General features: G+C 69.7%; 18 protein-coding genes, 1 tRNA gene and 1 pseudogene. 4 read left to right on the forward strand and 16 right to left on the reverse strand.

Annotated elements, in window-relative coordinates:
* Positions 1-42 precede the first annotated feature (42 nt).
* The 3 genes from AOA12_RS15910 to AOA12_RS15920 all read right to left on the reverse strand — a co-directional run bounded on the left by AOA12_RS15910 (position 43) and on the right by AOA12_RS15920 (position 3,325).
* The gene (locus AOA12_RS15910; protein ID WP_054684921.1) at positions 43-1,398 is read right to left on the reverse strand and encodes an ABC transporter substrate-binding protein; all 1,356 of its coding nucleotides are present in this window, start codon (positions 1,396-1,398) and stop codon (positions 43-45) included.
* Between the two features lie 80 nt (positions 1,399-1,478).
* Positions 1,479-2,393 carry a carbohydrate ABC transporter permease gene (locus tag AOA12_RS15915; protein ID WP_054684925.1) on the reverse strand — a complete coding sequence of 305 codons (915 nt, stop codon included), beginning with the start codon at positions 2,391-2,393 and terminating at the stop codon, positions 1,479-1,481.
* Positions 2,390-3,325, reverse strand: coding sequence for a carbohydrate ABC transporter permease (locus AOA12_RS15920; protein WP_054687128.1), 936 nt, complete (start codon positions 3,323-3,325; stop codon positions 2,390-2,392). Before AOA12_RS15920 ends, AOA12_RS15915 begins: the two co-directional genes overlap by 4 nt.
* A gap of 156 nt (positions 3,326-3,481) precedes the next feature.
* Between AOA12_RS15920 and AOA12_RS15925 the strand changes: the two genes are divergently transcribed.
* Complete coding sequence (locus AOA12_RS15925; protein WP_054684929.1) at positions 3,482-4,540, forward strand: LacI family DNA-binding transcriptional regulator; 1,059 nt, start codon at positions 3,482-3,484, stop codon at positions 4,538-4,540.
* Between the two features lie 270 nt (positions 4,541-4,810).
* Here AOA12_RS15925 and AOA12_RS15930 read toward each other — a convergent pair whose 3' ends face one another.
* Positions 4,811-6,133 (reverse strand): hypothetical protein, encoded by a 1,323-nt coding sequence (locus AOA12_RS15930; protein WP_054684931.1) that lies wholly within the window; start codon positions 6,131-6,133, stop codon positions 4,811-4,813.
* A gap of 124 nt (positions 6,134-6,257) precedes the next feature.
* Positions 6,258-7,160 (reverse strand): AraC family transcriptional regulator, encoded by a 903-nt coding sequence (locus AOA12_RS15935; RefSeq protein WP_156366530.1) that lies wholly within the window; start codon positions 7,158-7,160, stop codon positions 6,258-6,260.
* Positions 7,161-7,418: 258 nt separating this feature from the next.
* Between AOA12_RS15935 and AOA12_RS15940 the strand changes: the two genes are divergently transcribed.
* Complete coding sequence (locus AOA12_RS15940) at positions 7,419-8,099, forward strand: GntR family transcriptional regulator (protein ID WP_054684937.1); 681 nt, start codon at positions 7,419-7,421, stop codon at positions 8,097-8,099.
* Positions 8,100-8,232: 133 nt separating this feature from the next.
* A complete protein-coding gene (locus AOA12_RS15945; protein WP_082406310.1) occupies positions 8,233-9,546 on the forward strand; it encodes an MFS transporter in 1,314 nt (437 codons plus the stop codon).
* A gap of 103 nt (positions 9,547-9,649) precedes the next feature.
* Here the strand turns inward: AOA12_RS15945 and AOA12_RS23220 are convergent, their stop codons facing one another.
* Together AOA12_RS23220 and AOA12_RS15950 are read right to left on the reverse strand one after the other, a co-directional pair.
* Positions 9,650-9,928, reverse strand: a complete 279-nt coding sequence (locus tag AOA12_RS23220) for a hypothetical protein (protein WP_156366531.1) — start codon at positions 9,926-9,928, stop codon at positions 9,650-9,652.
* Between the two features lie 1,179 nt (positions 9,929-11,107).
* Positions 11,108-11,725 (reverse strand): hypothetical protein, encoded by a 618-nt coding sequence (locus AOA12_RS15950; protein WP_054684942.1) that lies wholly within the window; start codon positions 11,723-11,725, stop codon positions 11,108-11,110.
* A 111-nt stretch (positions 11,726-11,836) separates the two neighbouring features.
* On the opposite strand from AOA12_RS15950, the gene AOA12_RS24045 reads away from it, so the two are divergent.
* Positions 11,837-11,971, forward strand: a complete 135-nt coding sequence (locus tag AOA12_RS24045; protein WP_257720146.1) for a hypothetical protein — start codon at positions 11,837-11,839, stop codon at positions 11,969-11,971.
* A 177-nt stretch (positions 11,972-12,148) separates the two neighbouring features.
* Here AOA12_RS24045 and AOA12_RS15955 read toward each other — a convergent pair whose 3' ends face one another.
* The 9 genes and pseudogenes from AOA12_RS15955 to istA all read right to left on the reverse strand — a co-directional run bounded on the left by AOA12_RS15955 (position 12,149) and on the right by istA (position 26,291).
* A complete protein-coding gene (locus AOA12_RS15955; RefSeq protein ID WP_054684944.1) occupies positions 12,149-17,311 on the reverse strand; it encodes an SdrD B-like domain-containing protein in 5,163 nt (1,720 codons plus the stop codon).
* A 142-nt stretch (positions 17,312-17,453) separates the two neighbouring features.
* Positions 17,454-18,674, reverse strand: coding sequence for a Dyp-type peroxidase (locus tag AOA12_RS15960; RefSeq protein ID WP_054684947.1), 1,221 nt, complete (start codon positions 18,672-18,674; stop codon positions 17,454-17,456).
* A complete protein-coding gene (locus AOA12_RS15965; RefSeq protein WP_054684950.1) occupies positions 18,658-19,383 on the reverse strand; it encodes a hypothetical protein in 726 nt (241 codons plus the stop codon). The genes AOA12_RS15960 and AOA12_RS15965 overlap by 17 nt, the downstream gene beginning before the upstream one ends.
* Complete coding sequence (locus tag AOA12_RS15970; RefSeq protein ID WP_197280943.1) at positions 19,380-20,693, reverse strand: right-handed parallel beta-helix repeat-containing protein; 1,314 nt, start codon at positions 20,691-20,693, stop codon at positions 19,380-19,382. Before AOA12_RS15970 ends, AOA12_RS15965 begins: the two co-directional genes overlap by 4 nt.
* Positions 20,694-20,871: 178 nt before the next feature.
* On the reverse strand, positions 20,872-22,929 hold the full coding sequence (locus AOA12_RS15975; protein WP_197280944.1) for an RNA polymerase sigma factor: 2,058 nt from the start codon (positions 22,927-22,929) through the stop codon (positions 20,872-20,874).
* Between the two features lie 265 nt (positions 22,930-23,194).
* On the reverse strand, positions 23,195-23,683 hold the full coding sequence (locus tag AOA12_RS15980) for a hypothetical protein (protein ID WP_156366533.1): 489 nt from the start codon (positions 23,681-23,683) through the stop codon (positions 23,195-23,197).
* Between the two features lie 375 nt (positions 23,684-24,058).
* A tRNA-Met gene (locus AOA12_RS15985) sits at positions 24,059-24,135 on the reverse strand.
* Between the two features lie 399 nt (positions 24,136-24,534).
* Positions 24,535-25,089: pseudogene (locus AOA12_RS15990) on the reverse strand (ATP-binding protein); the annotation flags it as partial.
* Entirely contained in the window at positions 25,089-26,291 is a 1,203-nt protein-coding gene (istA, locus tag AOA12_RS15995; RefSeq protein WP_054684961.1) for an IS21 family transposase, read from the reverse strand. The pseudogene AOA12_RS15990 and the gene istA, both read right to left, overlap by 1 nt.
* Between the last annotated feature and the right edge of the window lie 38 nt (positions 26,292-26,329).

The raw sequence follows: 26,329 nt of genomic DNA on the forward strand, positions 1-26,329 counted from the left end.
GGGGCGGCGGGCGCTGGCCCGGCCGCCCCGCGGGTGAGACGGCTATTCCGCGATGGTGAAGCCCTGCTCGGTGCCGTAGGAGACGTTCTGCTCCTGCCAGGCGGCGAGCCCGTCGGCGATCGGCGTCTTGGTGAGGTACGCCTTGCCGACCGTGTCGGCGTAGATGCTGTTGGCGTACGACTGCCACGGCAGGTACTGCCAGCCGCCGGTCACCGCGTTCGCGGCGTCGACGAGCACCTGGTTGATCTTCTGACCGCCGAAGTAGTCCGACTCGTAGTCCAGGAACTCGTCGGAGGTCAGCTCGGCGACCGTCGCGGGGAAGCCGCCCTTGCTGAGGAAGACCTCGATCGAGGACGGCGAGGAGTTGAGCCACTTGAGGAAGCCAGCGGCGAGCGCCGGGTTCTTCGACTGCTTCGTGACGGCCTCCGAGCTGCCGCCGTTCTCGGAGTTGACCGCCGTGCCGCCGTCATAGGTCGGCATGGGCGCGACGCGCCAGTCGCCGGCGCCGGCCGCGGCGCCCGACTCGAACACGCCCGGCATCCACGCGCCGATCGGCAACGTCGCGATCTTGCCGCTGGACAGGCCCGCGAACCACTCGTCGGTCCACCCCGAGATCTGGCTGATGAGCCCTTCCTGCACCAGGGTGTCCCACGTGCTCGCCCACGTCAGCGTGCCCTCGTCGGCGAGATCGATCGTGATCGTCTCGCCGTCGGCCTGGAACGGGCGCCCGCCCGCCTGCCAGATCATCGACGTGCCGAAGCCCGCGTCGGTGCCCGAGTCGTTCGTGATGAAGTAGCTCGGGTCGGCGGCGTGCAGCTTGCGCCCCGCCTCGACGTACTCGTCCCAGGTCGCCGGCACCTCGAGGCCGAACTCGTCGAAGACGCGCTTGTTGTAGAAGAGCGCCATGGGGCCCGAGTCCTGCGGCAGGCCCCAGATGCCGCCCTGCTGCGACACGGCGCTCCACGGTCCGGGCGTGTACAGGTCCTCCAGCTCGGCGAAGCCGTATTCGGTCAGATCGAGCAGCGCGTCCGAGAGGATGAACTGCGGCAGCGACTGGTATTCGAGCTGCACGACGTCGGGCGCTCCCGAGCCGGCTGCGATCGCGTTCTGCAGTTTGAGGTTGTTGTCGTTCGCGCTCGCCGTGTTGACGACGGTCACCTTCACGTTCGGGTACTCGTCCTCGAACGCCGCGACCTGAGCCTCGGCCGACGGCGTCCACGTCCAGTACGTGAGCTCGCCGCCCTCTTCGAGGGCCTTCTCGATGGCGTCGGCGCTGCCCGGGTCGGCACCTCCGCCGGGTGTGCCGCCGCCGTCGGAGGCGCAGGCCGCCAGGCCCGCGCCGACCAGGAGCGCGGCCGCGCCCGCGGCGATGCCGCGGATCAGTGTGTGCTTTCTCATTGCTGTGTTGTCCTTCCGCTTCTTCGGAGTCGGATCGTGGATGGGGTGGATGGAGGGTTGGCTCGCCGTCGCGCAGGCCCCTACTGCTTGACGCTTCCCGCGCTGAGCCCCGACTGCCAGAACCGCTGCAACAGGAGGAACGCGATCACGATCGGGACGATCGTGAGGAAGGCTCCCGTGATCACGAGGTGGAAGATCGGGTCGGATCCGACGCCGGTCGCCTGCTGGTTCCACTGCTGCAGACCGATGGTCAGCGGGAACAGGCCGGGGTCGTTCAGCATGATCAGCGGGAGGAAGTAGTTGTTCCACGTCGCGACGATCGCGAACATGGCGACCGTCACGATGCCGGGCGCCAGCAGCTTGACGGAGATCGTGAAGAACGTGCGCAGCTCGCCGGCACCGTCGACGCGGGCGGCCTCGAGGAGCTCGGTCGGCACGGAGTCGACGGCGTAGACCCAGATGAGGTAGAGGCCGAAGGGCGAGATGAGCGACGGGATGATGATCGCCCAGACGGTGTTCGTCAGGCCCATCTGGCTGAACATGAGGAAGGTCGGCACCGCGAGCGCCGTGCCCGGCACCGCGATCGCGCCGAGCACGATCGCGAAGATCGCCTTCTTGCCGGGGAACGTGAACTTGGCCAGGCCGTAGCCGGCGAGGGTCGCGAGGATGGTCGCCCCGCCGGCGCCGGCGACGACGTACAGCAGCGTGTTGCCGAGCCAGCGCACGAAGATGCCGTCGTCGTACGTGAGCGTCTGCACGATGTTGTCGACGAACGCGAAGGGTCCGGAGAACCACAGGCCGAACGAGCTGAACAGCGCCTCCTGCGTCTTCGTCGAGCTGATCACCAGCCAGGCGAGCGGCAGGAACGAGTAGATCAGGAACACCGACATCACGATCGTGAGGGTGATCGACCGCCGCGGGCGCTCGATGACGCCGGCGGCGCGATCGAGGGTGCGCGCCCGTCGGCGCGTGGTCGTCGTTGTCGTGGCGCTCATCGCAGCTCCTGCCTGTTGCCGCGCAGCTGGACGACGTAGGCGATCACGGCGGTGACGACGCCCATGATGATCGCGACGGTCGCCGCGTAGTTGACCTGCTGCCCGAAGAAGCTCAGGTTGTACGCGTACATGTTCGGGGTGAAGTAGGTGGTGATGAGGCTGGGCGCGAGCGGCCTGAGGATGTTGGGCTCGTTGAACAGCTGGAAGCTGCCGATGATCGAGAAGATCGTCGCGATCACGATCGCGCCGCGCAGGGCGGGCAGCTTGATGCTCCACACGACCCGGAACTGTCCCGCGCCGTCCAGGGCCGCGGCCTCGTAGAGGTCGCCGGGGATCGCCCGCAGCGCGGAGTAGAAGATCAGCATGTTGTAGCCGACGAACTCCCACGTGACGATGTTTCCGATCGCGACGAGGATCCACTCCTGCGTGAACGGCGTGATCAGGTCGAACCCGAGCAGGGCGTTGACGTTGCCCGCCAGGCCCATCCGCTCGGAGTACATGAAGCCCCACATGAGCACGGCGACGACGCCGGGCACGGCATAGGGCAGGAAGAGGCCGATGCGGAACAGCGACGACCCTGCGAGCCGACGCGAGTCGATCGCGAGAGCGGCGACGAGGGCGAGGGCGAGCATGATCGGCACCTGCACGGCGAGGAACAGTGCGACGCGCAGCCCGCCCTCGAGGAACTTCGGGTCGGCGAAGGCCTGCAGGTAGTTCTCCAGACCGACGAAGGCGTTGCCGCCGATGAGCCGCTGGCGGAACAGGCTGAGGTAGATCGAGTAGGCGACCGGCGCGAGGAACGTGAGCGCGAAGACGACGAGGAACGGCGAGACGAAGCCCAGCCCCGCCCACTGCCGGGATGCGGAGTGCACGCGGCGTCGACCCCGCGGAGCGCTCGTGCGTGGCGGGGCCGCAGCGTGGATCGATGACATCTTCGTCACACCTCGTCCTTCGAGTCACCGAATTGTTTACGTCAACAATTCTTGCGCCGACTGTAGCATGTACCCATTCACCCTCGTCAAGTTAACGTCAACATTTTCTGGGCTCGGATGTCCGGCGAAAGCCCGTCGAAGGATCAGGTGCCAGCGATGACCTCCCTCTCCGACCGCGGTCGAGCGGTCTCACAGCGCGACGTCGCCGAGCTCGCGGGCGTCTCGGGACAGACCGTCTCGAGGGTCGCCAGCGGCGTCGGCGCGGTGTCGGAGAAGACCCGCAGGCGCGTCGAGGCCGCGATGGCGGAGCTCGGATACCGCCCGAACGTCGCCGCCCGCGCGCTGCGGCTCGGCACCTTCCGCTCCATCGGCGTCGTGGTCTTCAACCTCGAGACGCTGGGCAACATCCGCACGATCGGCGCGATCGCCGGCGAGGCCGCCGCGCGCGGCTACGCGCTCGAGATCATCCAGGTGCAGCCCGCGCACGCCGAGAGCTCCGACGCGGGCGTCTCGTCGGCCCTGCGGCGGCTCGGCGAGGACGCCGTCGACGGGATCATCATCATCATCGAGTCGCACATCATCTCGGAGGCCTCGCTGGAGTTCCCCCCGGGCATGCCCAGCGTCGTGGTCGAGTCGGGAGCCCGCCCCGACCGCCCTTCGGTCAACGCCGACCAGACGCAGGGCGCACAGCTCGCCGTCGAGCACCTGCTCGACCTCGGCCACCCCACCGTGTGGCACGTGTCGGGGCCGTCGGCGTCGAACTCGGCATCCGAGCGCGCCGCCGCCTGGCGCGGCACGCTCGAGGAGCGCGGATGCCGCGTGCCCGACGTCATCGTCGGCGACTGGACCTCGGAGTTCGGCTACCACGCCGGGCTCGTGCTCGCGCGCAACCCCGAGGTCTCCGCCGTCTTCGCCGCCAACGACCAGATGGCGCTCGGCGCCATGCACGCCTTCCACCGATCCGGAGTGCGCGTCCCCGAGGACATCAGCATCGTCGGCTTCGACGACATGGCCGAGTCCGCGCAGTTCTGGCCGCCGCTCACCACGATCCATCAGGACTTCGAGGCCGCAGGCTCGCTCGCCGTCTCGCTCATCATCGACGAGATCGAGCGCGGCACGATCGAACCGGGCGTGCGCCGCATCGGCACGCGGCTCGTCGTACGGGACTCGACCGGTCCCTACCGGGGCCCGCGCTCCCCCGCCCCCGGAGCGTGACGGGGCGCGGGGCGTAGCGGGGTGGGGGCGGGCGGCGAATCGTGGGCAGTCGTTGCCGGATGCCGGAGCCCGAGACGACCACGACCGCCCACCATCCGCACCGGGCCGCAAGTCGTGGGCAGTCGTTGCCGGGTGCAGCGCCGCGAGGCGGCGACGAGTGCCCACGACATCCGAGCCGCGCGCCGACGGGTCGGCATCCCGGCATCCGCCGCACGCGAGACTGTCGCCGGCCTCCCCGCCGGCGACAGTCGTTCGCGCCCGTCCGACCGCTCAGGCCGATGCAGGGAGCTTCCAGAACACCGAGCCGACCTGCCAGCCCGTGTCCGCGCCGGGGCTCCATGCGACACCGTCAGGCGTGGCCGTGCTGGTCGCCGACGAGTTGCTCGACTGCGGCCACACGAGCAGCCTCCAGTATCCGGGCTTGTCGAACGCGATGGATGCGCCGAGTGCCGGGTCGCCCCAGCGGAGCAGGACTCCGCTCACGTTCGTGTAGCCCGTGTTGTTCGGGATGCTGACGATCCTCGGCGTCGGGGTGATCGACGCGACGGTGCCGTCCTCGTGCACGAACTGGTAGTAGACCTCGGTCGTGCGGTCATTGCCCTGCGCCGCGGTGCGTCCCGAGACCAGCGCGTCGATGTGGAACAGGTTCGGGTTCAGGCCGCCGGCGCTGCTCGCATCGACGACGTTTCCCCAACCCGCTTGGGCGTTGGGCCCGACGTAGCCGTTCAGGCCGCTCGTCGTGTGGTCCCAGGCGTTGATGGCGACCGGACGCCCCGTGGCGCCCCGGTACTGCTGGCGCAGCGGGAACGTCAGCGTCGTGTCGGCATGCGCGGGCCAGGTCGCCCGCACGACCCACTCCAGATCGGCCGTCGGGACGTTGCCGATGTCGGAGTCGCCGCGCGCGTGGATGAACAGCCGCTCGACGTCGTTGCCCAGGTCCTGCACGTGCACGATGCCGTAGGCCTGATCGACGGAGTTGCGCACGGCCGTGCTGTTGTCCCCGCCGTGCTTGGTCAGCTCGAGGGTCGCGTTCGCGGTCGTCGGGTAGTAGTTGTAGAAGATCTTCGACGGCCTCACGCCCCGGGGCACGATGATGGTGAAGTCGGCGCGGAACTCGTCGGGCCCGTCGGCGATGATGTTCATGTGGCCGAGGGCCTGCATCGCGTAGGACGAGACCACCGTCGTCGTCGCGGTCGTCGAGGCGCTCGATGTCACGGCGGTGATCGTCGCCGACGGGGCGGCTGCGGTGGCACGGAACGCCGGAACGGGATGGTCGCCGGCGCCCTGGCCGATCGTGCGGGTGAGCGAGGGATGTCCGTCAGCCCAGACGAAGCCGGCCGGGAGCGTGAGGTCGATGTCGGCGGTCGCGTTGCCGCTCGCGACGACCACGACGGTCGTGACGTCGACGCCGACGATCGTGGTCGGCCCGAGCCCGGCGATCGCCACGATCGGTCCGGCCGTCGCTGCGGCCATCGGAGCCGCGATCGCCGTCGCGATGACCGGGAGCGACCATGCGGCGCCCTTGACGATCGTGCGGCGCCCGACCGCTCCGACACCGTCGTGGTGGGCGCTCTCACTCTCGTTGCTGCTCATGCGAGTGTTCCTTTCGGTCAGTTCGTGCGGGGCGTGCGCCGGGCACGAGGTCCACTCTCCCGACGGCGAACGCGCCCGTTCGGTCGTGCGCCGGAAACGGGGCGTGGATGCCCGGAACCGGTGGTCACACCGACTCGGGGTGCCGCCTGCGACGCGAGCGTTGCGCTGCGGATGCGCGATGGTATGCCTTGAGGTTCGTGAACCCCGCGAGTCGCACGTGCGTCGAGAGGTCGAGATCGCGGAAAGCGGCTCGAGACCTCTCGACCGCCCGCAGGCGCTCTCGTCTGATGGCCTCGAACGGCGTCGAGTCGATCGCGCGGAACGTCTTGCGCAGGTGCTCTGTCGAGATGCCCAGCCGCGTCGCGATGACCTGCGGGGTGAGCCCGGGATCCCCGTACTCGCTCGCGATGATCTCGTTGGCCCGCTCGATGATGTCACGGGCGCGGCCGGCGGGTAGCGAGCCGCGGTAGTGGGGGACGACGCCTCCGGCGATGAGGCACAGCGCACGCTCGAGCGCGATGCGGGAGGCTCCGGAGACCAGCCCGCGGTTGACGAAGAGCGTGTTGACGACGGCCACGACCAGCGCGAACCCGTCGCCGCTGTCGTCGACGGGCGACTGGAACGAGATGCTGGGCTCGAGCTCCGCGCGGAAGAGCCCCGACAGCTCGACGCTGATCAACGCGACGCTGCCGCTCGCCCGGTACCGCACCTCGCCACCGGGCGGGACATACGCGAACCGGCGAGGTCCGACCTCGTTCGACGGCTCCAGCAGCAGAGTTCCCTCGGCCACCAGGATCAGCCGTCCGCCGCCCGACCGAGCGGTCGACATGGTCATCTCGGGCACGCCCCGGACGTAGACACGGGCGAGCGCCGTCTCTCCCCACGCGAGCGTCTCGACGCTCGCGACGGCATCGTGCCCGCCGTGAGCCCGAACGCGGATCGCGGCGAGCGCGTCGCCGACGGCGCCGCCGCGGAACACCGGGACGTTCTCCTGACGGGACCCGCCTGGACCGGTTCGCTGGCGCATCCCCGTCACTGATCGTTCTCCCCCGTCCTGCCGCGCTGTCACCGGAGACGGGCAAGACACGGCCCAGGTGGGAGCGGACGTGCCCAGCTTGCACGCGCAAGCGAAGACGAGGCCCGCCGTACGCCGCAAACGGGGCACGACTGGCCGCATCCGGGGCATCCGCGGACGACGGGCCGTTCGGGTCGTGCGCCAACGGCGAACGCCCCGGCGCACGACCGGGATACTGGTTGTATCGACGGACGACGACGGGGAGCGGGCATGTCCGAGACGACGAGCGCGAGCGCCTCGGAGCGGGCCTACGCGTCCATCCGGGATCGCATCCTCGAGGGCGAGCTCCTGCCGGGGACGATGCTGGGCGAGGCACAGCTCGCCGCGGAGATCGGGGTCAGCCGCACACCCGTGCGCGCGGCGCTGGCCCGCCTGCAAGACGAGGGATGGATCGTCATCTACCCCCAGCGCGGCGCGCTCGTGCAGGGGCTCGGCGAGCGCGCGCTCGTGGAGCTCGCCGACGCGCGCCTCGTGCTGGAGTCGACGGGCGCCGGCCGCCTCGGCGAGGATGCGCGCGAGCGCCTCGCCGATCGGCTCGACGGCTCGATCGAGGCGCAGCGCGCGGCGTTCGCCGATCGCGACGTCCGCCGCTTCATCGAGCTCACGATCGCCTTCCACCGCAGCTTCGTCGAGGCCAGCGGAAACAGCGTGCTCCTCGAGCTCAACGATCGCCTCGCCGACCGGCAGCGGTTCGTGCTGTTCGCGTCGGGCGAGCGGCTCCTCGCCCGCTGCGAGGACATCATCGCCGAGCACGAGGATCTCACGCGGCGGCTGCGCACGGGCGACGTCACGGGCTTCACCGCGACCCTGCGCCTGCACGTCTCCGACGCCTACGAGCTGCCCGTCCCCGAGCATCCGCTGGAGACGCTCGCGCGCGATCGCGCGCGCTGACGGGGCGTGCACGGCGAGTCACCGAACCCGTCATCGCACTAGGATACAAGTTGTGTCCCAGCGCGATGCCCGTCGGCGAAGCCGGCGACATCACGGAGACACGCGTCAGCCGTCGCGTCACGAAAGGATGCGCATGACCGGCATCCCCTCCCCCCTCCCGGGCGCCGCGCCCGAGGCGTCCGTCGCTCGCGCGACGATCCAGCGCCGCACGATGATCGTGCTCATCGTCATGCAGGTCATCGGCACGATCGGCGTGGGCGTCGCCCCCTCGATCGGCGTGCTCCTCGCGGGACAGGTCACCGACAGCGAGGCGTGGGCGGGTCTCGCCCGCACCGCGAGCACGCTGGGCGCCGCGGTCTTCGGCCTGCCGCTGGGCACGATCGCGGCCCGCTACGGACGACGCGTCGCGCTCTCGGGCGGATGGTGGGTCGCGGCGGCGGGCAGCGCGCTGCTGGTCGCGGCGGCGCAATGGAGCCTCGTCATCCCGCTGTTCATCGGCCTGTTCCTCATCGGCGTCGGCACGGCTGTGAGCCTGCAGGCACGGTTCGCCGCGACCGACCTCGCCGAGCCGCAGCACCGGGGCCGATCGCTGGCCCTCGTCGTGTGGGTGGGCACGCTCGGCACCGTGATCGGCCCCAACCTCGGCATCCCCGGCGAGCTCGTCGGCGGCGTCACCGGCCTCACGGTGTTCGCCGCCGCGTTCCTCATCGCGGCCGTGTGCCTGGCGCTCGCGGGCGTGATCGTCTCGGTCTGGCTGCGCCCCGACCCGCTGCTCACACTCGCGGCGGCACAGGAGGTCGCGGCGCCGCGGAGCGACGCGGCGACGCGGAATGCGCCCGCGGACAAGACGCGCCGGCGCGGCGGGCGCATCGGCGCGGTGCTCACCGAGATGCGCACGAACCGGGCGGCCCGCTACGCGCTCATCGCGATCGTCACGGCGCAGATCGTGATGGTGGCGATCATGACCATGACGCCCGTGCACATCGAGCACCAGGGCGGCTCGGTCACGATCGTCGGCGTCACGATCAGCCTGCACATCATCGGGATGTACGCGCTCGCTCCGCTCGTCGGCTGGATCGCCGACCGCTTCGGCCATCGCGTCACGATCGCGACCGGCATCCTGATCTTCCTCGCCTCGCTGTTGATCGGCGCGATCCGCCCCGACGGCATCCCGTGGATCATCGCGTCGCTCATCCTGCTCGGCGTCGGCTGGTCGTTCGTGAACGTCGCCGGATCCGCCCTGTTCAGCGCCGCCGTCACCGACGAGGCGCGCGCCTCGTCCCAGGGCGGCGCCGACGCCCTCTCGAACCTGCTCGGCGCCACCGCCGCGTTCGCCGCCGGCCCGCTGCTCGCCGCCAGCAGCTTCTCGGTGCTCTCCGTCGCCGCGATCGCCGCGCTGACGCCGCTCGCGATACTGACCGCATGGCGGCGCCCGCCGGCCGGATGAGATCGCCGGGCGGGTCGGCTCGGCGGCATCCGCTGGGCAGTCGTCGCCGAATCCCACGACTCGAGGCGACCACGAGTGCCCAGCACTTTCGGCAAACCCGCACTCATGGGCAGTGGATGCCGCCATCGCGGGGCCGAGGCGGCCACGTGTGCCCAGGAGTTCCACGGGGTGACCACCGCCGAGGCCCGCGCCGCAACGAATCAGACGTGGTCTTCTCGATCCAGGCTTCCCGCGCCAGGCGGATCTTGTCGGTGACCGTGCGGTCGTCGAGCTCGGCGGCGATGCCCAGCTGCGCGCGGGTCGACTCGTTCATCCTGACGGCGAGCGTCTTCATCGAGCGGTAGCCCAGGCCGTTCGCGGATACGGGTGCTGACTCGTCCATGAGAGGGCGCGCTCTGACACCAGGCCTCCGGAACCGCCCCCAGCCGGGGGGAAGCTGGGGGCGGTCGACCGAACGGCCGCCCATCTGGGGAATGGGCGCGAGCCACGGTAGCGCAGCACGGTTTCCAGGCGGTTTCCTCCGCCTGAACCGCCCCCGCCCTTCGCGATAGCGGTGCAGGCTGCGCCCGAGCGCTCGCTGGAGCTGACCTTCCACGCGATCGAGCCCTTGGCAGTGGTGCGTGCGCCTTGAAGCAGGTCTCCGCGCCCATCCGGGGTCGCATCCACGAAGGCGACCGTCCGCTGGACAAGGCTCAGGCTCGTCGCGATCACTCATCCGTGCGCAAGCAGCGCTGGAACTGCTTTACGGTCTCGTGGCCTGCTCCGTCGATGTAAGACCTCGCATCCATGTCGATGGTCGCGACCGCCATGAGATCCACGTCGTCGAAGCTGCACTCGAAGGCGTATCGAGGTTCGCGACGATGCGGATCGGCACGAGACTACGTCTTCCCTGCCCGATGCCCAGAACCGAGACGCGTCAGAAGGATGCGCTGGATCCGCCGGGCCACGCCTTGAGACCAGAGACTTGTGTGCAGTGGAAGAGGTAGCCCCCGCCGCTCCCGTTCTCCGCAGTCATGGTTCCGGCACCGATCATTCCGCCGGAGCCGTTGTTGTAGTAGCACGGTCCACCGGAGTCACCAGGCCGGAATCCGTCAGAATCCTCGCCATCGTACGGAGCGGTCCCATCATGCCTCAGCCACACGAGGTGACGGATCCAGTAGCCTTCGATTTTCCTCCGCAGAGTGGTGCCCTTCACCCAGTACCGACAGATCTGGCCTGTAGTCCGACCGGAGGTGCATAGGCCTGAGCCGATAGCCAACGGATTCCAGTTGATTCCAACAATCGGGAGCGAACTGCTCATCGTTGGCCCTGAGATCGCACCGCTGAAGACGTGGTTGGCGTAGGTCGAACCATAGAGCAGCTTCCAGTCTCCGTACGCGTCGAGAGACCCGGTCCACGTCGTCGTATATTGATTTCCGACACTCGCCTCCGACGCAGGATGCACACCAGAGCCTCCGAAACAGTGCGCGGCCGTCATATTCATGCGTTGACCCGCGACAGTCACCGGTAGCCCGAGCGAGCATACCCCGCCGCCCGACGGCTTCCACTCCGTGCTGGAGTTCTACGGCGCGACATCGTTCCGGCGATCCACGGAGAACCGCACCGGGGCTGTGTCGATCTCCTTCTCGATTCTCACGAGAGCGCCCGGGACGATCGATTCGATCTCAGCCAGCACCCTGGACATCGCATCCGACGCAGAGGCGCTCGTCGGATCGATCCCCAAGGTCACTCCGCCGACGAGAACATCGACGCCAAGGCTGACAATGCCGGCTTCATCGAGCAGATCCGACGGCACAGTGTCGACGGCCTCCTGAAGCGGTGCGAGCGGTGCGGCGACGAGCACGACATCGACGGTCTCCGTCTCGTCATTCACCTCACGCTGCGCCCGATGGACGGCCTGATCAACGACGCTCGACACTTCCGGCACGAATATCAGCACCCCCGACCGGTCACTGCAGTACGCCACGCCGGTGGCGGCATCGGGATTCTCATGTACGAAGGCCGACAATACCTCCGCGGCACGCAGCAGTCCGGGCGACGCGTCGCCGTGCCAATAGGGTTCGCCACGCTCGTTCTTCTTGATGCAATCGACCGCCCGCGGATCGGGCGTGACCAACGGAGAATCGGCACTGCCCACCAGAGGCGACGCGACTGTCGTCGCACCCGCCGAGAACGACATTCCCACTCCGGCAACGGCGACAGCAAGAACAGCACCGGCGGCAATCCACCTGTTTCGCACTCGCCGTTGCCTCGAATGTCCAGCTCGCCCCCACCGCACCATGAGAAAATCATGCTCCTGTTATCGATTGTTCGTCAACCAAACATCATCGAGCTTCATCATCTGCCGCTCACCGCCCAGCGGATGGACGAAGCCATCCAACTGCGCGGCTACGGCTCCTCGATCACCGCCTCGCCGAGCACCTGAATCAGCCCATTCCCGAAAACCCCATCAGGAGACTGCGTTCGGGCAGAGCAGAGACCCCGATGAAGCAACTGATCGCGACCACCATGCCGAGCACAACAGCAGCGTGCACGCGGAGGCGAACGCGAAACGCAAAGGGGGCCAGCGCACAAGGCGCTGGCCCCCTTCGACGCTGACGCGTTACTCCGCGCTCACCTCGGTGTTTCCGCGGCGGCGACGTGCCACCATGAATCCACCGACGAGGAGGAGGAGCGCACCCGCTCCGGCGGCGAACCAGGGAATCTGGCCACCCGTCGCCGCGAGTCCTCCGTTCGCCCCCGGATCTGCCGGCGGGCTCACCGGGTTGCCGGGCGTCACCGTCGGGGTCGGGTCCGTCGGCTTCGGCTCGACCGGCGTCGGCGTCGGGTCTGTCGGCGTCGGCTCAATCGGCGTCTCAATCGGCGTCGGCGTCGGCTCAATCGGCGTAGGCGTCGGCTCCGTCGGCGTAGGCTCGACCGGCGTCGGGGTCGGCGTCGGCTCAATCGGCGTCGGCGTCGGCTCAATCGGCGTAGGCGTCGGCTCCGTCGGCGTAGGCTCGACCGGCGTCGGCGTAGGCGTCGGCTCGACCGGCGTCGGCGTAGGCGTCGGCTCCGTCGGCGTAGGCGTCGGGTCCGTAGGCGTAGGCGTCGGGTCCGTAGGCGTAGGCGTCGGCTCGACCGGCGTCGGCGTCGGCGTCGGCTGGACGACACCGGACAGGGCGAAGCCGGCGTCGACCGTCGGGTTGTCGGCCTTGCCCGGCTCAGCCGAGTTGTCGCCCTCCGTCGGAGTCGTCACCGTCACGCGTCCTGTGACCGGGTCGGCGTCGGAGTCACGAGCGTCGTCCGATCCGGCGTTCGGCTGCGTCAGGGTCAGCGGAACCCCGCCGATGTTCGTCGTCGTGGGGAACTCGATGATGTACTCCGTCGAGTTCACCAGGTCGGTGAACACGTAGTAGCCGTTCTCGTCGGTCACGGTCTCCTTGATGAGGTTGCCGTCCTTGTCGTACAGCCTGACCGTGATGCCCTCGAGCGGAGGCTCGTCGGCATCCTGGATGCCGTCGCCGTCGGCATCGATCCACACGTAGTCGCCGACCGACACCAGCTCCGGCACGAAACCGGCGTCGACGGTCGGCACGTCGGCCTGTCCCGGCGCGGTGCTGTTCGAGCCCGACCCGGGCGTGGTCACCGGCGCACGACCGGTGGCGACGTCCGGATTCGAGTCGAGCGCCTCGTCGCCGCCCTGGCCCGGCCGGGTCAGAGTGTGCTTCACGCCGTCCACCGTCACCGCGACCGGAAACTCGACGATGAAGTCGGTGTTCACCGGCAGATCGGAGAACACGTAGTACCCGTTCTCGTCGGTCACCGTCTCCTGGACGACATTGCCGTCCGCATCCAGCAACTTCACCGTGACACCGGCAGCCGGCTTCTCACCATCGTCCTGGATGCCGTCGCGGTCGGCGTCGATCCACACGTAGTCGCCGACCGACACCAGCGGCGTCGGCGGAACCGGCACGAAACCGGCGTCGACGGTCGGCACGTCGGCCTGTCCCGGCGCGGTGCTGTTCGAGCCCGACGCAGGCGTGGTCACCGGCGCACGACCGGTGGCGACGTCCGGATTCGAGTCGAGCGCCTCGTCGCCGCCCTGGCCGGGCGCGGTGAGGGTGTGCTCCACGCCGCCCAGGGTGACCGTGGTCGGGAACTCGACGATGAAGTCGGTCTCCACCGGCAGGTTGGCGAACACGTAGTAGCCGTTCGCGTCGGTCGTCGTGGTCGCGACCACGTTGCCGTCCGCGTCGAGCAGCTTCACGACCGCACCGGGAACGGGATTCTCATCGCCGTCCTGGATCCCATCGCCGTCGGCGTCGATCCACACGTAGTCGCCGATCGAGACCAGCGGCGCCGACGACTCGACGTAGCCGGCGTCGATGGTCGGGTCGTCGGTCTCACCGGGCAGGCCCGAGTTGTCGCCCGAGTCCGGAGTGGTCACCGGTGCACGGCCGGTGACCTTCGCCGGGTTCGAGTCGGCCGTCTCGTCGCCGCCCCGACCGGGCTCGGTCAGCACGAACTGCGAGCCGCCCACCGTGACCGACGTCGGGAACTCGACGATGTAGTCGGTCGACGGACGCAGGTCGGTGAAGGCGTAGAAGCCGTTGCCGTCGGTCGTGGTCTCCTTCACGAGGTTGCCATCGGCGTCGAGCAGGCGCACGGTCGCGCCGCCCACCGGATACTCACCGGCATCCTGAACACCGTTGCCGTCGACGTCGACCCAGAGGTAGTCGCCGATGGAGACGGGTGCTGCCGGAGGCCGTGCGTAGCCCGCGTCGATGGTGGGGTCGTCGACCTCACCGGGCACGGCGGAGTTGTTTCCGGTCGCCGGCGTCGTCACCGGGGCGCGCCCCGTGTCGGGCGCCGGGTTCGAGTCGGCAGCCGTGTCGGAGCCCGCCCTCTGGCTCGTCAGCGACAGGTCCTCGCCGCCGACGGTGACCGTCGTCGGGAACTCCACGATGTAGTCCGTCGACCCCTCGAGGTCGGTGAACACGTAGAAGCCGTTCTCGTCGGTCACGGTCTCCTTGATGAAGATGCCGTTCTCGTCGAGCAGGCGCACGGTGGCACCGGCGACCGGGGCCTCGCCCGGGTCCTGGATGCCGTCGCCGTCGGCGTCGACCCACAGGAAGTTCCCGATCGAGACGAGCGGCGCCGCCGGAGCGAGCACGTAGCCGGCGTCGACGGTGGGGTCGTCGGCCTCACCCGGCCCGGACGAGTTGAGTCCGCTGTCGGGCGTCCTGACCGGCGCCTGACCCGTCGCCGGGTCGGCGTTCGAGTCGTTCGCAGCCGCGGTGTCCGCGCCCTGGGCGGTCAGCGTGTAGCGCTGGCCGTCGACACGCACCGTGGTCGGGAACTGGACGACGAACTCGGTGTCACCCGGAAGATCGGCGAACACGTAGTAGCCGTCGTCGTCAGTGGTGGTCTCGGCGATGACGGTGCCGTCCTTGTCGAGCAGCTTCACCACGGCACCCGGAACCGGCTTCTCGCCGGCGTCCTGGAAGCCATCGCCGTTCTCGTCGATCCACAGGTAGTCGCCGATCGAGACGAGCTCTCCCGGCAGGAAGCCGAAGTCGATCGAGTGATCGTTCACCCCGTCGGCCCCCGTGATCACCTCGGCGACGACGACGCCGTCGACCAGCTTGCCGTTGCTGTCGATCCCGCGGTCTCCGCCGCGGTTGTCGCGCGTGGGCTCGAGGCCGGCGAGCGGGCCGCCCGCCTCGAAGTCGGCGGCGCGGTCGAGGCGCACCTCGTACGTCACGCCCGGCTGCACACCGTCGCTGGTCGAGAAGTAGTACTCGCCCTTCGCGTCGGTCTCGGTCGTGGCGATCAGGGTGCCGTCCTCGTCGTACAGCGACACCTGCACGCCCGCGACGGCCGGCTCGCCGGCGTCCTGGATGCCATCGGCGTCGGTGTCGATCCAGATGCGGTTTCCGATCTGCTGGTCGACCAGCCGGTAATACGCCTCCATGTCGGCCAGCCCCTGGCCCTTGCGGAAGTGCGTGCCGACGAGTTGGTTCGGCGTGCCGGTCTTCGATGCCGCGTAGTCACCGGTCAGGGGGTCCCAGGCGCGCAGACCCTGCTGATAGATGCCCAGAACGTCCATCTGGTTGCCGACGATGCGCTCGGTGCCCGGCACGTACACGATGCCGCCGAAGGCGGCCTCGTTGTGGCTGAAGCCGATGTCATAGAAGTCACCGCCACGGGGAGCATCGGGGCGGGCGTCGAAGTCGATCGTCGATCCCTCGATGCTCACCGCGTGCACGTTGCCGGCGACGATGTAGTCCATGTACGAGCCGTAGCCGTTGGTCTTCTCGCCTGCGTACAGGATCGGGCCGTTCTGGTCGCCACCGCGGTCGCGGAAGGCCAGCACCAGCTCGCCGGTCTCGAGGAACTCGATGTCGGAGAGCATCGGCTGCGGAACCGAGTACTGCACGTGAACGCCGGCCGGATTCGGCGGAGTGCTCCAGTTGGCCGACGCATCCACGCAGGCCTGCGGGATCTCGTCGGTCCACACCCGCCAGTCGACGGGCCAGCACTCGGCGGCGCCGCTGCCTGCGGAGTTCACGCCGCTGGAGCCCGGCGCCGTGGTCGGGTCGCCCGTCCACACCGTGCCGGTCGGCGACAGCTCGCCGCCCGCCGAGATCTCGTACTCGATGATCGAGGCCTGCATGGTGGCGCCACAGGTGGCGCCGATGTAGATCTTCCCCTCGTTCGGGTCGCCGTCGAGGATGTTCTCGGTGATGGCCATCGGTGCCCAGTCGGCCGAGCAGTCGATCGCGGGGATCGCGAGCGTCTGGATCGGCGCCGGGTCGACGGCATCCTGCACGGGGTAGACGACGACCGAGTCGGTGTGCATGTTGATGGCGAGGAGGAACGCGGCGTCCTCCGTCACCTCGACATCGCCCAGCGACTCGCGACCGACGGCCGAGCGGAACGAGAAGTCCTGCGCCTGGTGCTCGCCGATCATCTCATCGAAGTCGTGCGCGGTGGTGCCGGCGTCGGCGACGGTGACGTACTGCTCCCACGCGCCGGAGGCCGGGTCGACGCGGTAGATCGCGCCGGCGCCGCCGGGACCGTAGTCCGAGCCGCGCTTCGCGTACGCACCCGCGTAGATCTCGTTCTCGTCACGATCGAGCCCGATGCCGTAGAGGGCGCCGAGGGTGAAGTCGGTCGTGATCGCGGTCGGAGCGCTGTCGAGCCTGTAGGGCGTCTGGTAGACCTCGAGCGCGTCAGCCTTGCCCGACGGCCAGATGCTGTCGGGCTGGGTGGCCGAGTAGATGGTCGCGTTCGCGTAGCCGACCTTGGTGACGTCGATGTAGCCGACGGAGACACCGATGTCGGTGCCACCCGAGAGGTCGACGAACGACGTCGCCGGGGAGAACTGCGGCTCGGCATAGCCGTCGATCAGATACGACTCCGAGTACGTGTTCGCCTTCGGGTTCGTCACGGCGACGCGGTACGTGCCGCCGACCAGGTCGTTGCCCGAGTCACCGGGCGCCAGAACGATGGACCCGTCGGCGCCGGTCTGCTTCTCGACCCAGTTGCCCTGAGCGTCGGTGATGCGCACCTTCACGCTTTCGAGCGCGATGTCACCCGCATCCCGGGTGTGGTCGTGGTTGACGTCCTCGACGACGGTGACCGTCAGCGTGCCGTCACCGGCGTCGGCGAACGCGGCCGGAGCGGTGGTCAGCACCGACGTGCCGGCGAGGATCGCCGTCGTCGCCAGCGCGAGCCCTCTGCCCCGCCGCGGAGGCGGCTGCTTCGATAGGGGGGTTGTCATTCGTTCTCCTCGATCAGAGCTTTCACAAGGCGCGGGTGAGACAGCAGAGGCCCGCATGGAGAAGAAAGCGCTGTCGCCGGACGAAGTGACGCGACGTCTGAGAAAAATCTGAGAAGAAGTCCGAGAGCTCGCCGGGGAACGTCTACATCGTGCGCTCTGAGAGCTCCTCCGGCACGAAGAAGCAGTCGCCGGCGGTGGTCGTCGTATGGCGGAGGAGGTCGTCGTGCGCGTCGAGACGGCGCTGGGTGAGCACGAAGGTCTCGGCGTCGGCGAGGGCTGCGACGAAGAGCAGCCCCGAGCCGTCGTCGGCGTCGAAGCTGTAGCTGCGGCGCAGCATGAGGGCACGCCCGATGTTGGCCGGGTGGGCACGGCGCGCGTGAGCGCCGGCGGGGATGAGCGTGCGCCCGTCGTCGCGTTTCGCGAACAGGTCGATGTCGTCGAGGGGGCCGCCTCCCGAGAGCGGGGCGCCCGTGTCTCGGCTCCGGCCCACCGCCGCTTCCTGCTCAGGCACGCCGAGGCTGCCGAACGAGCGGGCCACCAGCATCCGGCGCACCACGAGGAAGGTGTCGCGCTTCGCCTCGCCTGCCCAGACCCCGGCCCGCAGCTCCACCTCGGTGCGCGGGTTCACGATGCCGTCGATGAAGCCGATGCCGGAGCGCGTGGTGCCCGCGGGGGTCGGCGCGTCGCGGTATCCCTTCTGCGCCCACAGCACACGGTGCGCGCCGAGGGGCTTCAGCGCGCCGGCCAGTGCGTCCGACGCGCCGGCAGCGGTCTCGGAGGCCGCCGTCACGAGCAGGTCGCCGCCGCGCACGATCGCGGGCGCATCGCTGTCGAAACCGGGAAGGCCCTCTGCGCGGCCACACCGTTCCGGCATGAGAGAGCGTGCGTGCCGGATGCCGAGGGCGGTGAGCACGGTGACGTCGCCGGCGTCGGCGGGGTGCGCGCCGGCCGACGCCGAGGCGGCACGGGCGAGCTCGATGACGTGCTGCGCCGAACGCCGCTCCAGCGTGATCACCGCGACGGCGGTGTGCCGCTGGGGAACGACCGGCCAGGTGATGCCGGCGCGCAGGTCGGCGCCCGTCGGCGCCGGGCCCGCCTCCGGGTCGGTGTCGGGCGTCGGCGCGGCCTGCGCCTCCTCACCGCCACGCCGGGAGGATGCGAGGGCGCCCGCCCATCCGAGCGTGCCCCCGGCGAGCGCCGCCCCGGTGGCGGTCAGCAGGTGCCGGCGGGTCGGGCGTGGAGGCGCCGCCGACGACGACGCGGTGTCCGGCGATGCATCGCTGATCGCCGGTCCACGGTCGTCGACGCCGGCGTCCGCGGCGTCGTTCGCGCCGGATGCCGCACCGTCAGCCGCCGATCGCACGCCAGACCTCTTCCGCACCGCGGGGCGCCTCGACGGGCTCGTCGCCGGTCAGCACGATCTCGAGCGCGCCGCCCTCCCCCGAGTCGACGCGGCGCATCTCGCCGTCGGCCGTCAGCCAGATGCGCGACTGCGCTCCCGTCCACGATGCGCCGGCGTCGTCGGCGGACGACGGCAGCCGGTAGACGTCCAGCGTCTCGCCGTTCTCGTCGGCGGAGCCGAGGTGGACCGCGTCGGACTGCCGGAGCAGCTGAGCGTTCTCCGGCCGGTCGGCGACGAGCAGGAAGACCCCCTGCACGGCCAGACGCGCCCCGGCCTGCGCGTCGGCGGGGCGCCACGCTCCGCCCTGATCGACCGCCAGTCCGCCCGGGGCGACGAGCACCGGGGTGCTGACGGCGAGCCCTTCGGGCCCTCGCTCGAGCGTTCCCCAGGCGCGGTGGGTCTCGGGATCGACCGTGAGACGGGCGGCGATGTGATCGACGTCGTCGTCGGGCAGATACGAGACCACGGCGGTGAACGGCCCCTTCGCATACAGCGCGAAGCGACTGCCGGCGAGCTGCTCGGCCTGGGCGATCGTGAGCGGTGCGCCGGTGTCCGACAGCCCGGCGGAGCAGCCTGCCAGCATCGGCGTCACGGCGAGACCGAGCAGGAGTGCGACGATGATGCGCCGCGTTCGAAGCGCAGCCCGCCGGGATGCGCCCGTGCCCGTCATTCGTCGTCCAGCAGGTCGGCGTCGGGCACGGTGATCTCGGCGACGCTCGGGAGTGCGATGGCATCCGGCACGATACGCGGAGACTCGTCGACCTCCGCGAGACCCGCGCGCTCAGACGGGAACGGCACGCGTGAGAAGACGATGCCCGGCGGTGCGGTCGGCGGCGAGAAGACGCCGATCTCTGTCGCACAGCCCTCGGCGGGAAGCCCGACCGGCTCGGTGAGCGTCCCGGGCTGCAGCCGGAAGCAGTTGCTGCCGCCCGCCGCCTCGCGCGCGGGCGCGAAGACCACGTCACGGCGGTTCCCGGCGAGGGAGTTGTCTTCGACCGTGTTTCCCGCGGGGGCGAAGTCCTCCGACGAGGTGATCCACACCCCGGCGGTCGTGTTTCCCTCGATGCGATTGGCCGAGACCACGGCATCCACGGTGCCGGAAAGGCCGATGCCGACGCCGAACGCCCCGCCGGCCTGCTCGGGGGTCCGCTCCTCGTTGTTGCCGGAGATCACGTTGCCCACCACCTGCACACCGCGGCTCGGACCGTGCGCCTCGAGGTAGTTGCTGAGCACCGAGACGCCGATCCGGTTGCCCACGATGCGGTTGCCGGTGACGATCACATCGGAGGCGTTCGCGAACTCGAGTCCCACCGCGTTGGAGACCAGGACGTTGCCCTCGACCAGGGCGCCGCACGATGCGCACTGGCCGATGTAGATCCCCGAATCCGAGCCGCCGCTGGCGAGGTTCTGCCGAATGGCGCCGCCCGTGCGGTTGAACGCGTAGATGCCGTAGAGGCCGTTGTTGGTCGCTGTGACGTGCTGCACGAGGTAGCCGGGCACGGGTGGCGGCGCGGCCTCCGGAAGGTAGCCGTCGGGGCCGCGCGCGACGCCGGCGCCCGATTCGTCGGTGACCCCGGTGATCAGCACGCCGTTCTGCAGATGGTTGCGAACGGTGAGGTTCTCGACCGCGATGCGCTCGCCGGTCGCGACGACGCCGTTCTGACGGGTCAGCTCACCGTCGATGACGACCCCGTTGCGGTCGAGTCCGCGCACCGTCACATCGTCGGCGCGCACTTCGAGGCTCTCGTGGTACAGGCCGGGAGAGATCAGGATGACACCGCCGTCGGCCACGAGGGTGCCGGCATCCGCCAAGGAGGCGTCCTCCGGCACGCGCACGAGCGCTGAGCCGCCGCCCGGCTCATCACCGGATGCGCCACCGGGAGCCGACGAGCAGCCGGATGAGACGAGCACCGCGAGCGCTGCGGTGAGGGCGAGCGAGCGCGACAGGCGCACCCGTCGATGACAAATGCCCGATGCCATAGGAGAACTCCACCCTTTGGAAGACATGAGGAAGACCATTCTGAGGAAGCTCGTTCGATGGCGAAGGTGACGCGGAACGAGATTTCTTTCAGCGGATTCATAGACACTCCGGACGCACGACCGTTCGCCGACCACGGAGGTCCTTCGATGAGGTCGCGAGCCCAGGCGTCGGCCCCGCTCAGGGGTCGACGAGCTCGAAGACCGTTGTGGCCGGGTCCGGTCCCAGGGGGCTGAACTCCTCGCCCTCGACGTCGACGAACACCTCCGTGGCGGGGCCCCGGTATTCGCCCTCGCAGCCGCGGAACACGAGATAGTAGGTTCCCCCGGCGAGGAACCGCATCCGCTTGGTCGCGGTTCCGGTGTCGTCGAGGCCGATCTGCTGCGCCTGGCCGGAGTAGACCGAGGTGAGGCAGACGGATCCGTTCGGCGGGCCGGTGACCTGGAAGACGATCCCCGTCGTGCTGGCCTCCGCCAAGGGCAGCATCTCGAACGGATCGAGACTCTCGAAGCCGGTGACCGTGGGCGACATGAGCACGAACCGGCCCGTGTCGGCCGTCGAAGTCTCCTCGCCCACCACTGTCCACACCCGGTAGTCGTAGGTCCCCGGGTAGTCCGAAAGCTCGGGACTCAGGTTGAAGCTCCACGCGCCGTCGGAGTCGGCGGTGGTGAGGAACTGGCCCGTCGGCGTCGCGCTCGAGAACTCGTCGGGCTGCCGTTCGTATTCCACCGCGACCGACACGCCGGGCTCGGTGCGCCCGGCGAGCGTCGGCGCGAGGTATCCGCTCGACTCGGCCGGAGTCTCGATACCGGAGCGCGGCGGGGGGTCCGCCCCTTCGTCGGGAGTCTCGCCTCCGTCGCCGCCCGGCGTCCCGGCGCCGGGATCGACCGGGGTCTCACCGCCGTCGCCGCCCGGCGTCCCGGCGCCGGGATCGACCGGATCCTCGGGCGCCGGACGCGGGAGGGGAGTGTCCGGCTGGCTGGGCCGGGCAGGCGGCTCGTAGAAGTCGGTGGGCGGCTCGTCGCGCGAGAAGTCGATCGGCTCGATGGACGGGTCGAGGTTGCCCCGCCCGACCGCGTCCGTCGGCGTCGAGGGAGCCCTCGGCGACTCGACGTCGTTCTCCGAGCCCTGGTCGGCGGGCGGTCGATCCCAGAGATCCGGCCACCGGTCGTAGACATCGATCGGGGCCGGGGACTCCGGCTCGCCTCCGACATCGGTGCGCCGGTCCCCGACGCCCGGGACCGGTCCCGCCATCGGCACGTCCGCCGTCGGGGCCAGGAGCGGAGCCGGGCTGGGCGCGGTCTGCTGTTCGACCGGCCGAACGGTGTACGGAGGCGCGGGGGCGGTGACGACCGACGCGGCGGGAGGGGTGCCGTAGATGACGGAGCCGGCGACCACGACCACCGCCGTGCTGGCGGCCACCGCCGCCAGCACGGCGAGCGTCAGAGTCGCGGCCGAGGCCCCCAGCGTCATCGGCGAGGCGGCCTGGAGCGCGACGCCGAGAGCCGCGAATCCGGCGGTCGCGAGCGTCTTGCCGCGTATCTGCCGGTGGCTGGCGAGCAGCTCCAGCCATACGTCCGCGCACGCTCCGCAGGCCGCGACGTGAGAGCGCGCGGCGACCGTCGGCAGCACCCGCACATTCCGGACGATCAGTTCGGGGAGCAGCCGCGCCACGTGCGTCTCGTCGTCGCGAAGCGACTCGGGCACGTGCTGCCGCAGCCAGGACTCCTGCAGGCCGGTGCGCGCACGCCGGAGCAGCGCCGAGACGGCGTTCGGCTTGATGCCCAGGTCGGCGGCGATCTCTCCTCGGCTCGTCTCCTCCACCTCGGAGAGCCAGAGCACCCGCTGCCAGCGTTGCGGCAGCCCCTGGAACGCGGCCAGCAGCATGGCCGCGTCTTCGCGATCCTCGATCCCCGTGAAGCCGTCGTCGAGATCGAGCGCCTCGATCTCCGGTTCCAGGTCCGTGAGCCGATCCGCCTTCTGCCACCGGATCGCGGTGTTGCGCATCGTCGCAAGGATGTAGGCGCGGAAGCCGTCGCGGGGTCCGTTGCCGCGCACGGTGAGCTGCTGATAGGTCGCCAGGAACGCCTCCGACACCAGATCCTCCGCTCGCCCAGGGGCGATCCGGCGTCCCAGTCGCAGCGCGGCGCCGACATGGCGCTGCCATAGCTCGGCCCATGCCTCGGCGTCACCGTCGCGAACGCGCGACAGCAGCTCACTCTCGCTGCTCGCGGACATGCCCGCCTCGGCGCCCATGCCTGCCTCGCTCGAATCTTCGACCAATGCCGTCCCGTTCTCTCAGCTCACCCTTTGACTAGTAAGTCATGGAGGGGCGAATAGTGACGCGAGAGGCGCAAATCGTGTCCGAGGGCAGGCGAAGACGGGGCTGCGCGCAGCGGACGTGCGCCGATCCGCGCAAAGGCGCGGACCCCTGAACAGGTCAACACCTGGATCCCTTCGGCGACCTCACGGACCCGACGTCGAAAGGCCGCAGCCTTCGATTCTACGGCCTGCGCACCACCGCGGGCGCGACGAACCTGCCGTAGCCGGGCACTGTGATCGTCGCTCCGACGGTCAACGGCAGCGCGGCCGCGAGCGAGACGAGAAGAGTCTCCTCGCCGCCGAAGGCCTCGAAGGTGCGCTCGCCGCCCTCACCGACGTACTCGCCGCCGAAGAGCGGCACGCCATCGGCGCGCCACGACAGCGCGGGTCCCCGCACATCGTGCAACGTCACCGTCGTCCCCTCTTCGAACGGGAACAGCGCACCCGCCGCGTCCCGCAACGAGATCTCGGCTCCCCACGGGCTGTCGGGATCGTGCACGGGGGCGTGCCTGCGGAGGTCGACGATGCGCAGGCGTGCGCGCACCGGGTGCGGCGGCGACCCCGGCTCGTCCGACTCGCCCCGCCCCCAGGCCGGTCCTGCCGCGATGAACGGCAACGGCACCGTGCGGCGCATCGTCGGCACGTGCCGGGAGCCCGTGGCCGCTCCCACGCCCGCACGCGACGGAAGCCCGGCTTCAGCCTGTCCGCTGCCGTGCAACATGATCGCGCTGCCCTTCTCGGATGGCTGGAGTGCTGAAGGGCAGGAGTGCCGTGCGGCACGACGTGGGGGTGCCCTTCCACCAGTGAGAAAGCCCGCGAGACCGATACGGTGACGCAGGCCCGGGAAACACCCCGGCCTACGCGCGATTCGGCTCGCGTGCACGGTCGGCGGGCAGTGTGCAGGCAGAAGGCACCCGCGAGTCGCCGACGTCCTCGAAGCCGCCGACGCCTCGGCATCCGGCGCTCCTGCACCCAGCCCCGACGCAAAGAGCGCCGAACCGGAGAACCCCTGTCTCAAGGGTCATTCGTTCGAGGAGAACCTACGTGGTAGCGGAGGCGGGACTCGAACCCGCGACCTCACGATTATGAGTCGTGCGCTCTCACCAACTGAGCTACCCCGCCGCATCGGGAGCGGACTCCCAGAAAAGCTCTGACCAGACCGAGTTTCTTCGATCCAGTGTTCGTGCTTGCACCTCCCATCATAGCCGACATCTCGGGAGGCCTGGAATCGCGTCGAGGCAACTGTGCGCCGACTTTTCGCCGACACATCAAGTGTCCCCGGGTAACCATCGCCGCCCGCAGCATGCCCCCGGTCGCCAACCCGACGTGCACCCGAGCACGCGAGAAGTCATCTGCTGACTCGTTGACGACGCCACGACCGTCTGGCTGGACCTGCTCTCGACTCCGACGCGCCAGATGTCGGAAGCAGACCAGAGGAAGCGCGTCCGGGCGATCCTCGCCGACAGCCGACAACGTGTTCCTGCCGAGTCAGGCTATAGCGCGTCACACGCAGGACCGGATCGCGGCATCCTGCTCAAACGGTAGGTAGCCGACCTCGTCGACGATGATCAGCCCGTAACGACGCAGCCGGGTGAGCTCTCGGGGCAGGTTCCCTTGCCGGTGCGCGTCGGTGAGCCGGGTGACCCAGTCCGTCGCGGTCGCGAACAGCACCCGGTGCCCATGCCGGGCGGCGACGATCCCGAGCGCGGTCGCCAGATGCGTCTTCCCGGTTCCCGGAGGACCGAGCAGGACCACGTTCTGCGCTTCCAGGAGGAACCCGCCGGAAGCGAGTGCCGCGACCTGCTGCCGGGCGGTGGGCTGCGCGTCCCAGTCGAAGTCCTCCAGGGTCTTGCGAGCCGGGAACCCGGCGGCCTTGATCCGCAGCTCAGCGCCGGAGGCATTGCGGGCGGACACTTCGCGTTCGAGGACGGCCGCGAGGTAGTCCTCGAACGACCAGCCGGCGTCCCGGGCTTGGTCGGCCATCCGGGCGGCGGCCTCGGTGATCCGAGGTGCTTTCAGTGCGCCGGCGAGATAGGTGATCTGCTTGACCGACTCGGTGCTCTTTGCGCTGGCCATCACGCCACCCCGCTGATTCCGAACGCGCGGTCGTATTCCGCGAGATCGCGAGTCAGGTCGTCAACGATGGTTGGGCGGGGTTGTTGGAACTGCTGTCGCAGCAACCCCGCGGTCTCCCGGTGGGCAGGGGCGGTCACGACAGCGCCGCGCGCCCAGATCCGTCGGTGGTCAGCGACGATCCGTCCCTCCAGCCGAACTCGGACCCGGTCAAGATCCGCGGTGACGTCGACCATCCGGCCGATCGCGGTCGGGTCGACGGAGTAGTCGCTCGCATCGAGGCGAACGTAGTAGTCGCGGCCGAGGCGGACCCGTTCTCGCCAGCCCAGCTGTAGCGGAACCGGCGGCAACGGCAGCATCCGAGACCGGTCGTGCTCGATCAGATCCACCGGCCGCGCCTTGATCGTCCGCACCACCCGGGCGTTCGCCCGCTCCAGCCAGTTCGCCAGCTGCGTGTTGAAGTCGGCGGGTGAGGTGAACGTGCGGCCGGGCATGAACGAGGTCTCCATCCACCCGTTGCGGCGCTCCACGATGCCCTTCGATTCCGGATCGTAGGGGCGCAGCTGCACGACCTTCGTCGCGAGGGTGCCGGCGAACGCGGCGACGCCCTGCGCGAGCCGCCCCTTCTGGCCGATGCCCGGCTCGTTGTCCCAGATCAGCCGCCGCGGCACCCGACCGAACTGCTGGATCAGCTCCCACGACCCGAGCAGCAGGTCCTCGGTCTTGCGGGTCGGGATCATCCGCGCGGTCACGAACCGGGAATGCGCGGCGACGATCACCAGCACCGGCAACAGCGCGCTCGAGCCGTCCTCCAGCGGGATCTTCCGCGGCGGGAACCACAGATCACACTGCGCCGCATCCCCGGCCGCCCACGTCAGCCGATCGGCCGGATCGACCGGGCGATGCTCCGGCCTGAGCCGACGAACGTTCTCCCGGAACCAGGTGATTGACCCAGCCCACTCGACCCGTTCCGCGATCACCGTCGCCGGCATATCCGGATGCTCGGCGAGGATCGACCGCACCCGCGCCTCAAACGGCGAGAACGATGTCTCCTGCGCCGGCCGCTCATACTTCGGCGGCCGGTCCGACGCCAACGCCCTATCGACCGTCGACCGCCCGATCCCCAGCTGCCTCGCAACCTGCCGCCTCGGAACTCCGTCCGCGACCAGCCGCCTGATCAACGCCCAATCTTCCACCGAGATCACCCACCCAATCTGTCTGGGTGGCCTCGTTTTCGCCCGTC

This window comes from Microbacterium sp. No. 7 (genome assembly GCF_001314225.1).
Taxonomy (GTDB): Bacteria; Actinomycetota; Actinomycetes; order Actinomycetales; family Microbacteriaceae; genus Microbacterium.

What these genes read in the sequence shown, in the direction of transcription:
- AOA12_RS15920 (WP_054687128.1), bottom strand. Translation starts at nt 3,325, where the DNA reads ATGTCATCGATCCACGCTGCGGCCCCGCCACGCACGAGCGCTCCGCGG.
- AOA12_RS15970 (WP_197280943.1), bottom strand. Translation starts at nt 20,693, where the DNA reads ATGGCATCGGGCATTTGTCATCGACGGGTGCGCCTGTCGCGCTCGCTC.
- AOA12_RS15930 (WP_054684931.1), bottom strand. Translation starts at nt 6,133, where the DNA reads ATGAGCAGCAACGAGAGTGAGAGCGCCCACCACGACGGTGTCGGAGCG.
- AOA12_RS23220 (WP_156366531.1), bottom strand. Translation starts at nt 9,928, where the DNA reads ATGGACGAGTCAGCACCCGTATCCGCGAACGGCCTGGGCTACCGCTCG.
- AOA12_RS15945 (WP_082406310.1), top strand. Translation starts at nt 8,233, where the DNA reads ATGACCGGCATCCCCTCCCCCCTCCCGGGCGCCGCGCCCGAGGCGTCC.
- AOA12_RS15940 (WP_054684937.1), top strand. Translation starts at nt 7,419, where the DNA reads ATGTCCGAGACGACGAGCGCGAGCGCCTCGGAGCGGGCCTACGCGTCC.
- AOA12_RS15965 (WP_054684950.1), bottom strand. Translation starts at nt 19,383, where the DNA reads ATGACGGGCACGGGCGCATCCCGGCGGGCTGCGCTTCGAACGCGGCGC.
- AOA12_RS15955 (WP_054684944.1), bottom strand. Translation starts at nt 17,311, where the DNA reads ATGACAACCCCCCTATCGAAGCAGCCGCCTCCGCGGCGGGGCAGAGGG.
- AOA12_RS15975 (WP_197280944.1), bottom strand. Translation starts at nt 22,929, where the DNA reads ATGTCCGCGAGCAGCGAGAGTGAGCTGCTGTCGCGCGTTCGCGACGGT.
- AOA12_RS15950 (WP_054684942.1), bottom strand. Translation starts at nt 11,725, where the DNA reads ATGTCGTTCTCGGCGGGTGCGACGACAGTCGCGTCGCCTCTGGTGGGC.
- AOA12_RS15935 (WP_156366530.1), bottom strand. Translation starts at nt 7,160, where the DNA reads ATGCGCCAGCGAACCGGTCCAGGCGGGTCCCGTCAGGAGAACGTCCCG.
- AOA12_RS15925 (WP_054684929.1), top strand. Translation starts at nt 3,482, where the DNA reads ATGACCTCCCTCTCCGACCGCGGTCGAGCGGTCTCACAGCGCGACGTC.
- AOA12_RS15915 (WP_054684925.1), bottom strand. Translation starts at nt 2,393, where the DNA reads ATGAGCGCCACGACAACGACGACCACGCGCCGACGGGCGCGCACCCTC.
- AOA12_RS24045 (WP_257720146.1), top strand. Translation starts at nt 11,837, where the DNA reads ATGCTCCTGTTATCGATTGTTCGTCAACCAAACATCATCGAGCTTCAT.
- AOA12_RS15910 (WP_054684921.1), bottom strand. Translation starts at nt 1,398, where the DNA reads ATGAGAAAGCACACACTGATCCGCGGCATCGCCGCGGGCGCGGCCGCG.